Here is a 13,694-nt window from a genome sequence, read left to right as displayed (position 1 = left end):
CGCGCCGGTGGAGCGATGCTTGGCCCAGTGCGGCAGCAGGCCCCACCTGGCGACGTGCATCTCCCGGTGCGGGGACTCGGGCGCGGCGTCGGCGGGCGCGGCGTCGGAGGCTGTGGCGTGGGTGGACTGTCCACCGGCGGGCCCATCGGTGCGTTCGAGGATCACCCGCACCCGGGCGGTGGGGGCCACGTTCCAGGAGGGCTCGACGTCGGCGGCGTCCTCGGTGACGACCGAGACGTCGAAGATGTCGGCCAGGTCCTGGGCCTGACGGAAGGAGGCGTAGCGACCGCACATGCGACCAGCCTGCCACCGCCCGCCGACAGCGGACACCCGCCGCCGATATGGGCCCCACCGTCGGTGTCAGGCCGTCAGCATGCCCACCGGCACCGCACCCGTCCGGATCGCCCGCGCGACGCCGTCGGCCGCGACCAGTGCGGCGTAGCGCCCGCCGGCCGCGACCAGGGAGTCGTGGTCGCCGGTCTCGACGACGCGCCCGTGGTCCAGCACGGCGATGAGATCGGCGCCGCGAACGGTGGAGAGCCGGTGCGCGATGGTCACGGTCGTGCGTCCGGTGCTGAGGATGTCCAGCGCGGCCTGGACGTCGCGCTCGGTGCGGGTGTCGAGCGCGGAGGTCGCCTCGTCCAGCACGAGCACCCGCGGGTCGCGCAGCAGGGTCCGAGCGATGGCGATCCGCTGCTTCTCCCCGCCGGAGAACCGGTGGCCGCGGGCACCGACGAGCGTGTCGTAGCCGTGCGGCAGCGAGACGATGAGGTCGTGGACCTGCGCGGCGCGAGCGGCCTCCTCGATCTGCGGGTCGGTCGCATCCGGGCGCGCGTAGCGCAGGTTCTCCCGGATCGTGGTGTGCAGCAGGTAGGTCTCCTGGGTGACCACGCCGACGATCTCGGCGACCGTGGCCAGCCGCATGTCCCGCAGGTCGACGCCGTCGATGAGGATGCGGCCCTCGGTCGGGTCGTGCAGGCGCGCCACCAGCGACGCGAGGGTGGACTTCCCCGAGCCGGTGGCCCCGACGAGGGCGAGGGACGAACCGGCCGGCACCGTCAGGTCGACGCCGGTCAGGGCCGGGCGGGCGCCGCCGCGGTAGGTGTGGCCGACCAGCTCCAGGGTGAGCGTGCCGCGTACACGCCGCGGGTCCACCTCGACCGGGGTGGCCGGGTCGTCGATCTCCACCTCCAGGTCGAGGTACTCGAAGATACGGCTGAACAACGCCAGCGAGCTGGTCACCTGGACCCCGACGTCGAGCAGGCCCATGAGCGGGCGGAAGAGCGCGGACTGCAGGGCGGTGAAGGCCACGATCGTCCCGATCGTCATCCCGCCACCCGTCGCCGGCAGGCCCGCCACCAGGTAGATCAGCGCCGGCAGTGCCGCGAAGATCACCTGCATCGTCGCCATCCGCCAGCGGCCGGCGAGCTGGGACCGGACCTCCAGGTCGAGCAGATGGGCGGAGCTGTCGGCGAAGCGGCCCGAGAGCGCGGTCGAGGCGCCCATGGTCTTGGCCAGCAGCACCCCGCTGATGGAGAGCGACTCCTCGACCTGACCGTGCAGGTCCGCCATGGCGCGTTGCCGTTTCGCGGTGACATCCCGGCGCATCAGCGCAACCTTGCGCGTGAGCCAGACCGCCGGCGGCACCACGACGACGGAGAGCAGCGCGAGGTGCCAGCTCAGCACCGCCATCGCCACGGCGGTGCCGACGGCGGTGGTGAGGTTCGAGGCGATCGACGTCGCCGCCGTCGTGACGACCGACTGCATCGCGCCGATGTCGTTGGTCAGGCGCGACTGGACCTCGCCGCCGCGGGTGCGGGTGAAGAAGTCGACCGACTGCCGCTGGAGATGGGCGAAGACGTCGGTGCGGAGGTGGTGCATGACCTGCTGGCCGACCGCCGTGGACAGCCAGGTCTGGACGACGCCGAGTGCGGCCGTGACGACCGTGATCGCGAGCATCGCGCCGACGAGCACGACCAGGAGCGAGACGTCCTGGTGGGGGATGGCCTCGTCGATGAGGCGCCGGGTCAGGAACGGGGTGGCCAGGCCGGTCCCGGAGGCCGCGACGATGATGAGGACGACGAGGCCCAGACGCCCCCGGTACGGGCGGAAGAGCGCGCCGATCCGGCGCAGCCGCACCGGGTGCGCGTCGAGCTGGGCGATGTCCTCGGGGTCCTTGCGGGCCGGGCCGCGGCCACCGCCGCCACCACGCCGGCCGCTGGGCATGGGCCCACCGAACGTGTCAGCCATGGACATCGCCTCCTCGGGCTGGGGACGTCGGGAGCTGCGCGCGTCGGGCGGCAGCGTCGCGCCCGGCTGCGGGGCGACAATGTGATGAGGTTACCTCACAATGAGGTGTTGCGTCCACGGGTAGGATGACGGCCATGACACTCCATCCCACGTACGCCGGGCCGGAAGCGCTCGCTGGAGGGCCTCCGGCCGGGACGGAAGCGTTCGCTGGAGGGCCGCCGGCCGGGACGGGAACGCCCGGGCATGGAGCCGGACCCGGACCGCACGGGGGGCCCGGGCACGTCCCGTACGGTACCGGCGAGCCGACGGATCTCATCCTGCAGGCGGCGCGCATGCTGCGCCGGGCCTGGTCCGAGGCCATCGCACCGTGGGACCTCTCTCCCCACCAGTCCCGGGCGCTGCGGGTGGTCTGCGCCAGCGAGCCGCCACCTCGCCTCGCCGACGTCGCGCAGGCGTTGCGCATCGCCCCGCGCTCGGCGACCGAGGTGGTCGACGCCCTGGAGGAGAAGGGGCTCGCCCGCCGCATGCCGAGCCCGCAGGACCGCCGCGCCGTCGTCGTCGAACCCACGTCCGAGGGGATCGAGGTGCGCGGTGCGATCGACCGCGCGCGGGCAGCCCAGGCCGCGGAGTTCCTCGCCCCGCTCAGCCCCGCGGAGCGGCAGACGCTCGCCGACCTGCTGCACAAGGTGCTGCCCCGGTAGCGGTTCCGCGCGTGTCACCTGGGTGCGTCATCATGGTCGCCGTGACCGCGAACCCTCCCACCCCGGCCGACGACGTGGCCGAGAACGGCGACGAGATCGTCGCCGTCGTGCCCGACGGCGCCGCCACCGACGTTCCCGCCGCCGCGGACGCCGCCGCTCGCCAGCGCTGGACCGAGCTGGTCGAGACTCTCGAGGCGGCCCAGTTCGCCTACTACGTGCGGGACGCGCCGACCATCGCCGACGCCGAGTACGACGCCCGGCTGCGCGACCTCGAGGAGCTCGAGCGCGCCCACCCCGACCTGCGCGTGCCCGAGTCGCCCACCCAGCGGGTCGGTGGGACCTTCTCCACGGACTTCGCCACGGTCCAGCACCACCAGCAGATGATGAGCCTCGACGACGTCTTCTCCCTGGAGGAGCTGCGCGAGTGGGTGGGCCGCGTGCACACCGCGGCCGGGCGCACCGACGTCGCCATGACGTGCGAGCTGAAGATCGACGGCCTCGCCGTGAACCTGCTCTACGAGAACGGCCGCCTGGTCCGCGCCGCGACGCGCGGGGACGGACGCACGGGCGAGGACGTCACGCGCAACGTCGCCACGATCGCGGCCGTCCCGCAGCGGCTGCACGGCACCGACCACCCGGCCTCCATCGAGATCCGCGGCGAGGTCTTCTTCCCCGTCGCCGCTTTCGAGGAGCTCAACGCCGCCCTCGTCGCCTCCGGTGCCGCACCGTACGCCAACCCGCGCAACACGGCCGCCGGGTCGCTGCGCCAGAAGGACCCACGCGTGACGGCGTCGCGTGGGCTGGACATGATCGCCCACGGGTTCGGTGCGGTGGACTGGGGCGGGCGCGCCCAGCCGGCGTCGTGGACCGCGCAGTCCCACGTCTACGACCAGCTCCGATCCTGGGGCGTGCCGGTCTCGGCCCACACCCGGGTGGCCGAGTCCGTCGCGGATGTGGAGGAGATGATCGCCTACTACGGCGAGCACCGGCACTCGGTCGTGCACGAGCTCGACGGCATCGTCGTCAAGGTCGACGACCTCGCCCTGCAGCGCCAGATGGGTGCCACCTCGCGCGCACCACGTTGGGCGACCGCCTACAAGTACCCGCCCGAGGAGGTCAACACCCGCCTGCTCGACATCCGCGTGCACGTGGGCCGGACCGGGCGGGTCACCCCGTACGGGGTGATGGAGCCGGTCCGCGTCGCCGGGTCGACCGTGTCCCAGGCAACGCTGCACAACGCCAACGAGGTGGCCCGCAAGGGCGTGCGCATCGGGGACGTCGTGGTGCTGCGCAAGGCGGGGGACGTCATCCCCGAGATCGTCGCCCCCGTGGTCGAGCTGCGCGACGGCACCGAGCGGGCGTTCGTCATGCCCGAACGGTGCCCCTCCTGCGGCACGCCGCTGGCCCCCGCCAAGGAGGGGGACGTCGACCTGCGCTGCCCCAATGCGCGCTCATGCCCCGCGCAGCTCACCGAGCGCGTCGCACACGTGGCCTCCCGCGGCGCCCTGGACGTCGAGGCACTCGGCGACGAGGCCGCACTGGCCCTGACCGACCCGGACGCACGGCGCGCCGAGGCGTTGGCCGCGCTCGCCGCCGGCCACATGCTCCAGACCGAGACCGGCCGCGTCCGACTCGCTCCGGCCGAGCAGGGGACCGTGCCCGACGACGAGCGGCTCGCCACGCTCGGCGTGCCGCTCCCGCAGCAGCCCGTGCTCACCACCGAAGCCGCGCTCTTCGACCTCACCGCCGAGGCGCTGCGCGACGTCGTCGTCTACCAGCCCGTCGTGGTCAAGGGTGAGCCGACCGGCGACTGGCGCGCGGTCCGGGCCCTGTGGACGAAGGAGCAGCGCAAGCGCGACGGCACGCTCAAGGCGGCGACCAGGCCGTCCAAGAACCTCGAGCGCATGCTCGCCGAGCTCGACAAGGCGAAGGCACAGCCGTTGTGGCGGGTGCTCGTGGCGCTGTCCATCCGCCACGTCGGCCCGACCGCCGCGCGCGCGCTCGCCGTCGCCTACGGCTCGCTCGACGACATCCGGCAGGCGCAGCCGGTGGAGCTCGCCGCGGTGGACGGCGTCGGCCCGATCATCGCCGAGGCGCTGGTGGAGTGGTTCGGCGTCGACTGGCACCAGGAGATCCTCGACCGCTGGCGCGACGCCGGGGTCCGCACGGTCGACGAGCGCGACGAGTCGGTGCCCCGCACGCTCACGGGCGTCACGGTGGTCGTCACCGGGTCGCTGGCGGGCTTCACCCGCGACTCCGCCAAGGAAGCCATCATCGCCCGCGGCGGCAGGGCCACCGCGGGGGTGTCTCGGGAGACCGACTTCGTCGTCATCGGGGAGAACGCCGGCACCAAGGCGACCAAGGCGCGCGACCTGGGCCGCCCGATCCTCGACGAGGCCGGGTTCGTCGCGCTGCTCGAGGGCGGGCCGGCCGCCGTCGCCGAACCCGCCGAACCCGCCGAACCCGCCGAACCGGCCGACGTCGCCGAACCCGCCGAACCCGCCGAACCGGCCGACGTCGCCGAACCCGCCGAACCCGCCGAACCGGCCGAACCGGCCGAGGGCGGCGGAGCCTGAGCGGCACGGGACGCGGCGGCGCAGCTCTGCCGGGGCGACCCCGGGTCCGGGCGCGCACCGATCTCTTGGCCGAACTCGAACCCGCCGGTGAACCGGTGCGCGGCCACCCCCAGGCCGGTTTCCGGTCGTCGGCGGCGGGGACGATAATGCGGGTGTGCCCCCCACGACGAGCATCAGCATCACCCCGGCCCGACCCGACGAGCTCGTCCGCGTGGGCGAGCTGGGCGTGGTCGCGTACCGCGCCGAGGGCATGGCGGAGGGGGAGGACGGGTACGCCGTCCAACTGCGCGACGTCGAACGGCGGGCGGCCGAGGCTGTGGTGCTGGTGGCCCGCGCCGGTCGGCAGCTGGTCGGCAGTCTCACGCTCGCCGCCGCCGACGGGCCGTACGCGCAGGTCGCCCGAGGGGACGAGCTGGAGGTGCGCATGCTCGCCGTCGACCCCGCCGTACAGCGCCGCGGCGTGGGGGAGGCGCTGCTGCGCGGCGCCGTCGAGTGGGTGCAGGAGCAGGGGTACCCCGCCCTCGTGCTCTCAGTGGACTCCACCGACGGACCCCGAACGCCGCACCGCCTCTACGAGCGGGTGGGGTTCGTGCGGGACCCTGCACGCGACTACGTCGGGGACTGGGAGCCGCACCCGCGGATGTGGTGCTACGTGCTCGAGGTGCGGCCCTGACTACAGCAGCAGGCCCAGCGGCCGGAGCAGCCGCTCGCCCACCCGCGGCAGGAGCCCACGCCGGTCCCACTCCTCACGCGTGAGCTGGCGAGCGTTGCCGAGGTCGGTGGCGAAGATCCGCTCCATCTGCGCAGCCAGGCCGTCGTCGTAGAGCTCGAGGTTGATCTCGAAGTTGCCGGTCATCGACAACCGGTCGATGTTCGCCGTCCCCACGGTGGTCCACCGCCCGTCCACCGTCATCGTCTTGGCGTGGACCATGGCGCCCTGGAAGAGCCAGAGCGTCACGCCCGCCTCCAGGAGACGGTCGTAGTAGGTGCGGGCTGCCCAGTCGGCGAGCACGTGGTTGGACACCTCGGGGATGAGCACCCGCACGTCCACGCCGCGGCGGGCCGCCGTGACGAGCGCGTCCAGGATCTCCCGGTCGGGGATGAAGTAGCCCTGCGTGATGTAGATCCGGTCCGTGGCCCGGTCGATGGCCTCCAGGTAGACGCCCCGGACGGGGAAGATCAGCCGGCGCGGCGCGTTCTGCACCGCGCGGATCCGGGCGTCCCAGGAGCGGGCGCCGCGATCCGGGAGCTCGGGGTGGCGGCGCCGGCGGTGGTCGTTCCAGAAGTCGACGAAGGCATTCTCGAGCTCCCACGCCGACGGGCCGTCGACCCGCAGGTGGGTGTCGCGCCACTGCGTGGCGTACAACGAACCGACGTTGTAACCGCCCACGTATCCGGTGGTGCCGTCCACCACGAGCACCTTGCGATGGTCGCGCCCGGTCTTGCGCGGGTTGAACGTGAGCAGGCCGGGACGAAAGAACGGGAACTGCAGCACGTGGAGGTTCGGCAGGTCCGGGAAGCGTTTGAAGGACGGCTTCACGACCAGGTTGCCCCAGCTGTCGAAGACGATGTACACCTCGACGCCGCGCCGCGCGGCGTCCAACAGTGCGTCCTTGAACGCCTGCCCGGTCTCGTCGGCCTTCCAGATGAAGGACTCGAAGTAGACGGCGTGCCGGGCGCCGTGGATCCGGGTGAGCATGTCCTCGTACAGGTCGGAGCCGTAGGTGAAGGTCGTCACGTGCGAGTCCGCCACCGGCAGCGTCACCGGCTGGGTACGCGGGAAATCGCCGGTGGGGGGCTCACGGCGCTTGCGCACCCGGTCCACGGCCATGACCGTCGCCGCCGCACCGACATGGAGCCCGACGACGCAGCCGACGTACCAGCGCGCGGCGCGCCACACGTCCTGCCGGCGGGTGCGGGGGGGCCGGCGGAACGTCTGGTCCAGGTAGCGGCGGATCGGCATGGTGACAACCTATTTCACCGTGGCCGTTCCGCCATGCCCACCGCCGGGCGCCACGGGCGTCGGCAGCGCCAGCGTCTAGACTCGCGGGCATGTCCACCATCTCTTCCGACGAGGTCGCGCGCGTCGCTGCCCTCGCCCGCATCGAGCTCACACCCGGCGAGGTCGACCGCCTCGCCGGCGAGCTCGACGTCATCGCCTCCGCCGTCGCCCGGGTCAACGAGGTCGCCACGCCGGACGTGCCCGCGACCTCCCACCCCATCCCGCTGACCAACGTCATGCGCGCGGACGTGGTGGTCCCCACCCTCGACCACGATGCCGTCATGGCGGCCGCGCCCGAGGCCCGCGACGGCATGTTCGTGGTCCCGCAGATCCTCGGGGAGGACGCATGAACAAGGACGTCACCCGCCACAGCGCCGCCGAGCTGGCCGGCCTGCTCGCCGCCCGCGAGGTCTCCAGCGTCGAGGTCACCCGGGCGCACCTGGACCGCATCGCCGACGTCGACGGCGCCGTCCATGCGTTCCTGCACGTCAACGGCGAGGAGGCGCTCGCCGCCGCCGCCGCCGTCGACGCCCGCCGCGCCGCCGGCGAGGAGCTCGCCGAGCTCGCCGGCGTGCCCATCGCCGTCAAGGACATCGTGGTGACGAAGGGACAGGTCACCACGGCGGCGTCGAAGATCCTGCAGGGCTGGGTCCCGCCGTACGACGCCACCGTCGTGACGAAGCTGCGCGAGGTCGGTATGCCGATCCTCGGCAAGACCAACCTCGACGAGTTCGCCATGGGCTCCTCCACCGAGCACTCCGCCTACGGCGCCACCCGCAACCCCTGGGACCTCGACCGCATCCCGGGCGGCTCGGGCGGTGGCTCCGCGGCCGCCGTCGCCGCCTACGAGGCCCCGCTGGCGATCGGCACCGACACCGGCGGGTCGATCCGTCAGCCCGCCGCCGTCACCGGCACCGTCGGCACCAAGCCCACCTACGGCTCGGTCTCCCGCTACGGGCTCATCGCCCTCGCCTCGTCCCTCGACCAGGCCGGCCCCGTCTCGCGCACGGTGCTCGACTCCGCGCTCCTGCACGAGGTCATCGGCGGGTACGACCCGCTCGACTCCACGTCCCTGACCGACCCGGCCACCGGGTACGTCGCCGCCGCCCGCGCCCAGGATCTCAAGGGAGTGCGCGTCGGCATCGTCAAGGAGCTGGGTGGCGACGGCTACCAGACCGGTGTCCGGCGCAGCTTCGAGGAGTCCGTCGCGCTGCTGGAGCAGGCGGGCGCCGAGGTGGTCGAGGTGTCCTGCCCGAACTTCGACTACGCGCTCGCGGCGTACTACCTGATCCTGCCGGCCGAGGCCTCCTCGAACCTCGCCAAGTTCGACGGCATGCGCTTCGGCCTGCGGGTCGAGCCGCAGGACGGTCCCGTCACGGCCGAGCGGGTCATGGCCGCAACCCGCGGCGCCGGCTTCGGTGACGAGGTCAAGCGTCGCATCATCCTGGGCACGCACGCCCTGTCCGCCGGGCACTACGACGCGTACTACGGCTCCGCACAGAAGGTCCGGACCCTGATCCAACGCGACTTCGCGGCCGCGTTCGAGCATGCCGACGTGCTCGTCTCGCCCACGTCGCCGACGACCGCGTTCAAGTTCGGTGAGAAGGTGGACGACCCGATGGCGATGTACCTCAACGACGTCGCCACCATCCCGGCCAACCTCGCCGGCATCCCCGGGCTCTCTCTCCCCTCCGGCCTGAGCGACGACGGCCTGCCGGTCGGGTTCCAGATCCTCGCGCCCGCCCGCGCGGACGCCCGTGTGTACCGTGTGGGCGGCGTGCTCGAGCGCCTGCTCACGCAGAAATGGGGTGGGCCGCTGCTCGCCCGGGCCCCCGAGCTGGAGGTGACGTCCCGATGAGCACGCGGACGACCGATCTCGTCGACTACGACGACGCCATCAACCGCTATGACCCCGTCCTCGGCATCGAGGTGCACGTCGAGCTCGGCACGGCGTCGAAGATGTTCGACGGCGCGCCGCAGACGTTCGGCGACGAGCCGAACACCGCCATCACCCCGGTCTCCCTGGGGCTGCCCGGCGCGCTGCCGACGGTCAACGGCACCGCCGTGGAGTACGCGATCCGCATCGGCCTGGCGCTGAACTGCTCGATCGCCGAGTCCTGCCGCTTCGCCCGGAAGAACTACTTCTACCCGGACGTGCCGAAGAATTTCCAGACCTCGCAGTACGACGAGCCCATCGCCTTCGACGGTCACCTCGACGTCGAGCTCGAGGACGGCAGCATCTTCCGCGTCGAGATCGAGCGCGCCCACATGGAGGAGGACGCCGGCAAGAACATCCACGTCGGCGGCTCGACCGGGCGCATCCAGGGCGCGACATACTCGATGGTCGACTACAACCGGGCGGGCATCCCCCTGGTCGAGATCGTCACTCGCCCCATCGAGGGTGCCGGCGAACGCGCCCCCGAGGTGGCTCGCGCGTACGTCAACACCCTGCGTGACATCTTCCGCACGCTCGGCGTCTCGCAGGCCCGCATGGAGCGCGGCAACGTCCGCGCCGACGTCAACGTCTCCCTGCGGCCCACCCCGAGCTCCCCGCTCGGCACCCGGACCGAGACCAAGAACGTGAACTCGTTCCGCTCCGTCGAGCGGGCGGTCCGCTACGAGGTCTCCCGCCAGGCGGCCGTTCTCGACGCCGGCGAGAAGGTCGTGCAGGAGACGCGTCACTGGCACGAGGACACCGGGACGACGTCCGCGGGTCGCGTCAAGTCCGACGCCGAGGACTACCGGTACTTCCCCGAGCCGGACCTGGTGCCGATCGCGCCGTCGCGGGAGTGGGTCGAGGAGATCAGGTCGAACCTCCCGGAGCTGCCGGCCGTGCGCCGTCGTCGCCTCCAGGCCGACTGGGGCTACTCCGACGCCGAGATGCGTGACCTCGTCAACGCCGGCGCCGGCGATCTCGTCGAGGCCACCGTCGCGGCCGGCGCCAGCCCCGCCGCGGCGCGCAAGTGGTGGATGGGCGAGCTGTCCCGCACCGCCAAGACCGACGGCGTCGCGCTCGAGGAGCTCGCCGTCACCCCGGTGCAGGTGGCCGAGCTCGCCGCGCTCGTAGAGTCCGGGCGCATCAACGACAAGCTCGCCCGGCAGGTGCTCGAGGGCATGCTGGCGGGGGAGGGTTCCCCCGAGCAGGTCGTCACCGCTCGCGGCCTGGAGGTCGTCTCCGACGACGGCGCGCTCGAGGCCGCCATCGACGAGGCCCTCGCCGCCAACCCCGACGTGGTGGCGAAGATCCGCGGCGGCAAGGTCCAGGCCGCCGGCGCGATCGTCGGAGCCGTCATGAAGGCCACCCGCGGGCAGGCGGACGCCGCCCGGGTGCGCGAGCTCCTCGTGGAACGCATCGGCTGACCCGCACGAGCTGTCCGATGGCCCGACCCGCTCGACGGGGCGGGCCGTCGGTGCTCCCGGCCCCCGCCCGGCACGAGCCCCACGTCGCGGCCCCCACGCCGAGGCGTGACCCCGTGCGTGCACCACATGTGACGCGGGCTACGATTCGGGTGGTCGTTGTTGTCGTCGTCGTCCGGAAGGTCCTCCCATGGCTATCCCCAGCCCCAGCTACACCATCACGATGCGCGTGGAGGTCCCGGCTTCGCAACGTGCCACGAGCACGGTGGTGAGCGCGGTGGCCGAGGCGGGGGCTGCAGTGATGGGCATGGACATCGTGCACTCCACGACGACGCGGCTCGTCGTGGACGTCACGTGCGACACCGTGAACGGCGAGCACGGGGACCGGGTGATCGCCGCGCTGAACGAGCTCGAGGGCGTCAAGGTGCTGAAGTCGAGCGACTCGACGTTCCTCATGCACCTCGGCGGCAAGATCGAGGTCACCGCTAAGGTGCCGCTCAAGACGCGTCGCGATCTGTCCCGCGCCTACACGCCGGGGGTGGCCCGGGTGTGCTTGGCGATCGCGAAGAACCCGGCCGACGCCCGGCGCCTGACCATCAAGCGCAACACGGTCGCGGTCGTCACCGACGGCACCGCCGTGCTGGGACTGGGCGACATCGGTCCCGCGGCGGCCCTGCCGGTGATGGAGGGCAAGGCAGCGCTGTTCAAGGAGTTCGCCGGGGTGGACGCGTGGCCGGTGTGCCTGGACACCAAGGACACGGAGGAGATCATCGCGATCGTCAAGGCGCTCGCGCCGGTCTACGGGGGCGTGAACCTGGAGGACATCTCCGCACCGCGCTGCTTCGAGATCGAGGCGCGACTGCGGGAGGAGCTGGACATCCCCGTGTTCCACGACGATCAGCACGGCACCGCCATCGTCGTCCTCGCGGCGCTCCTCAACGCCCTCAAGGTCGTGGACAAGCAGATGGGCGACGTGCGCATCGTCGTCTCCGGCGTCGGTGCCGCGGGCAACGCGATCATCCGTCTGCTCAAGGCGCAGGGCGCGCGGCACATCGTGGCGTTCGGTCGCGGGGGAGCCCTGCACCGCCAGTCCCTGAACGGTGACGAGCACCGTAACTGGATCGCGCAGAACACCAACGAGGAGGGCTTGACCGGCACCCTGAAGGAGGGGCTCGTCGGCGCGGACGTGTTCATCGGGGTCTCGGCCGGCAACATCCTCACCGGTGCGGACATCGCGAAGATGGGCGACGGGGCGATCGTCTTCGCACTGGCCAACCCCACGCCCGAGGTCGACCCCCTCGAAGCGGGCGAGACCGCTGCCGTCGTCGCGACGGGACGCAGCGACTACCCGAACCAGATCAACAACGTCCTGGCCTTCCCCGGACTTTTCCGGGGTCTGCTCGACGCGGGCGCGTCGCACATCTCCGACGAGATGCTGCGCGTGGCGGCGGTAGCGATCTCCGAGGTCGTCAGCGCCGACGAGCTCAACAGCGCGTTCATCATCCCCGGTGTCTTCGACACCCGCGTCGCCGAGGCGGTCGCCGAGGCCGTCAAGGCGGAGGCCGAGCGGTACCTCGCCGAGCACGAGCGGGGCACGGAGTCCGACGCCGGAGCCGTCTCGGCAACCGTCTGACCCAGGGCCATGAGTACGGCCCTGGTCCTCGCGGGCCAGGGCCGTACTCGTGGCAGAGCGATCGCTCCGGGTGGGCGGGAAAAGTCACCGCAGCCAGGTGCGGTCCCCGATGACGCCGGCCCACCAGCGGCCGGCACCCCAGGTGTCGCCCGCGAGGGTCGCGGCAGCGATGATCAGCACCGATGCCTCGATCCAGTGCGAGTCGGTGATCGGGTTGGTGCCGCCCACGGCCAGCGGCAGCTGGGCCAGGTACATGAAGAGCAGCAGGAGCGTGCCCGTCACGGCGGCGATGCGCAGACCGGCGCCGACGATCATGGCGAGGCCGATACCGAGCAGGCCCACCATGAACACGACGTCGCCGAAGGGGTTGGCGAAGATCTGGAAGAAGTCGTGGAACGGACCCTCGATGCCCTTGATGAAGCCCTGGGCGGGCGTGCCGCCGCTGAGCCATGCACGCTCGGCCGGGGTGGCGTACCCGAGGCCGAACAGCTTGTCGATGAACGCCCAGAGGAACGTCCACCCGATGATGATCCGGCCGCCGGCAAGGACCCGGCGAGCCCCCAGCGAGGTGATCAGCCGTTCCTGACCCACCTGCCCGGGGGGAACGATCGTGCGGTCAGTGTGCGTGGCCATCTTGCTCTCCCGTTGAGCCCAGGTGAACCCGCCTCTCGGGTTCTGACGGTTCAAGCGTGCCCCGGGCGCCCAGCCGATCTCGCGGGCCCTTCGTCCCGTACGACCCCATGGACGGCAAGTGTCCCAAATGCCGTTCCTGCGTCGGTTCGGTAGGTTGTCCCCGCGGCCACCGCAACGGCAGCAGCGCCCAGGTGGGCAGGCCGGGTGTGGCGTAGGCCATGCCGGAGGAGTTTGACCGTGCCCTCGCCGTCTGCCTAATATGAACACCGCCCGCTCGGGAGGTACGGACACTGTGGTGGCCGGTTCCGCGGGTAGCCCCTTTTTTGGTCGTGGTTTTGTTGTGGCTTTTTTTGGGGTGGCTGCTTCTGTTGGTCGGTTTTTCCGTTGTGGTTGGGCGGGTTTGACTGGTGGGGGTGGTGTGGTTAAGGTGGTCAGGTTGCCCCGGTTCGGGCCTGGTGGTTGGTTTTGCTGGGTTTCGGGTTGGTGTGTGTCTGTTCTTTGAGAACTCAACAGTGTGCCAAGTTGTTTGTTGCCATTATGGC

General features: G+C 71.8%; 11 protein-coding genes. 7 read left to right on the top strand and 4 right to left on the bottom strand.

What is annotated here, in order from left to right:
• Window positions 1-294: SOS response-associated peptidase family protein (locus tag ACYC1Z_RS10460; RefSeq protein ID WP_461409464.1), on the bottom strand; the 294-nt coding region annotated here is incomplete at its 3' end.
• A 66-nt stretch (window positions 295-360) separates the two neighbouring features.
• Window positions 361-2,256, bottom strand: coding sequence for an ABC transporter ATP-binding protein (locus ACYC1Z_RS10455; protein ID WP_461409463.1), 1,896 nt, complete (start codon window positions 2,254-2,256; stop codon window positions 361-363).
• Window positions 2,257-2,582: 326 nt separating this feature from the next.
• Between ACYC1Z_RS10455 and ACYC1Z_RS10450 the strand changes: the two genes are divergently transcribed.
• From ACYC1Z_RS10450 to ACYC1Z_RS10440, 3 genes are all read left to right on the top strand, one after another.
• Complete coding sequence (locus tag ACYC1Z_RS10450) at window positions 2,583-2,951, top strand: MarR family winged helix-turn-helix transcriptional regulator (protein WP_461409462.1); 369 nt, start codon at window positions 2,583-2,585, stop codon at window positions 2,949-2,951.
• Between the two features lie 32 nt (window positions 2,952-2,983).
• Window positions 2,984-5,527, top strand: a complete 2,544-nt coding sequence (gene ligA, locus ACYC1Z_RS10445) for an NAD-dependent DNA ligase LigA (protein ID WP_461409461.1) — start codon at window positions 2,984-2,986, stop codon at window positions 5,525-5,527.
• Window positions 5,528-5,681: 154 nt separating this feature from the next.
• Window positions 5,682-6,200: a GNAT family N-acetyltransferase gene (locus ACYC1Z_RS10440; protein WP_461409460.1), complete on the top strand. Its 519-nt coding sequence runs from the start codon at window positions 5,682-5,684 to the stop codon at window positions 6,198-6,200.
• Here ACYC1Z_RS10440 and ACYC1Z_RS10435 read toward each other — a convergent pair whose 3' ends face one another.
• Window positions 6,201-7,490 (bottom strand): phospholipase D-like domain-containing protein, encoded by a 1,290-nt coding sequence (locus tag ACYC1Z_RS10435; protein ID WP_461409459.1) that lies wholly within the window; start codon window positions 7,488-7,490, stop codon window positions 6,201-6,203.
• Between the two features lie 89 nt (window positions 7,491-7,579).
• Here ACYC1Z_RS10435 and gatC point away from each other — a divergent pair, with 89 nt between their 5' ends.
• From gatC to ACYC1Z_RS10415, 4 genes are all read left to right on the top strand, one after another.
• Entirely contained in the window at window positions 7,580-7,879 is a 300-nt protein-coding gene (gene gatC, locus ACYC1Z_RS10430; protein WP_461409458.1) for an Asp-tRNA(Asn)/Glu-tRNA(Gln) amidotransferase subunit GatC, read from the top strand.
• On the top strand, window positions 7,876-9,387 hold the full coding sequence (gene gatA / locus ACYC1Z_RS10425) for an Asp-tRNA(Asn)/Glu-tRNA(Gln) amidotransferase subunit GatA (protein WP_461409457.1): 1,512 nt from the start codon (window positions 7,876-7,878) through the stop codon (window positions 9,385-9,387). Before gatC ends, gatA begins: the two co-directional genes overlap by 4 nt.
• Complete coding sequence (gene gatB, locus ACYC1Z_RS10420) at window positions 9,384-10,889, top strand: Asp-tRNA(Asn)/Glu-tRNA(Gln) amidotransferase subunit GatB (protein WP_461409456.1); 1,506 nt, start codon at window positions 9,384-9,386, stop codon at window positions 10,887-10,889. Before gatA ends, gatB begins: the two co-directional genes overlap by 4 nt.
• 187 nt (window positions 10,890-11,076) lie before the next feature.
• Complete coding sequence (locus tag ACYC1Z_RS10415; protein ID WP_461409455.1) at window positions 11,077-12,519, top strand: malic enzyme-like NAD(P)-binding protein; 1,443 nt, start codon at window positions 11,077-11,079, stop codon at window positions 12,517-12,519.
• Between the two features lie 84 nt (window positions 12,520-12,603).
• On the opposite strand, the gene ACYC1Z_RS10410 is transcribed toward ACYC1Z_RS10415, so the two are convergent.
• The gene (locus tag ACYC1Z_RS10410; protein ID WP_461409454.1) at window positions 12,604-13,152 is read right to left on the bottom strand and encodes a DoxX family protein; all 549 of its coding nucleotides are present in this window, start codon (window positions 13,150-13,152) and stop codon (window positions 12,604-12,606) included.
• Window positions 13,153-13,694: the final 542 nt, after the last annotated feature.

This window comes from Georgenia sp., from assembly GCF_054605595.1.
The sequence above is the reverse complement of the archived record's forward strand: the minus strand, read 5'-3'. Positions and strand labels throughout refer to the sequence as shown.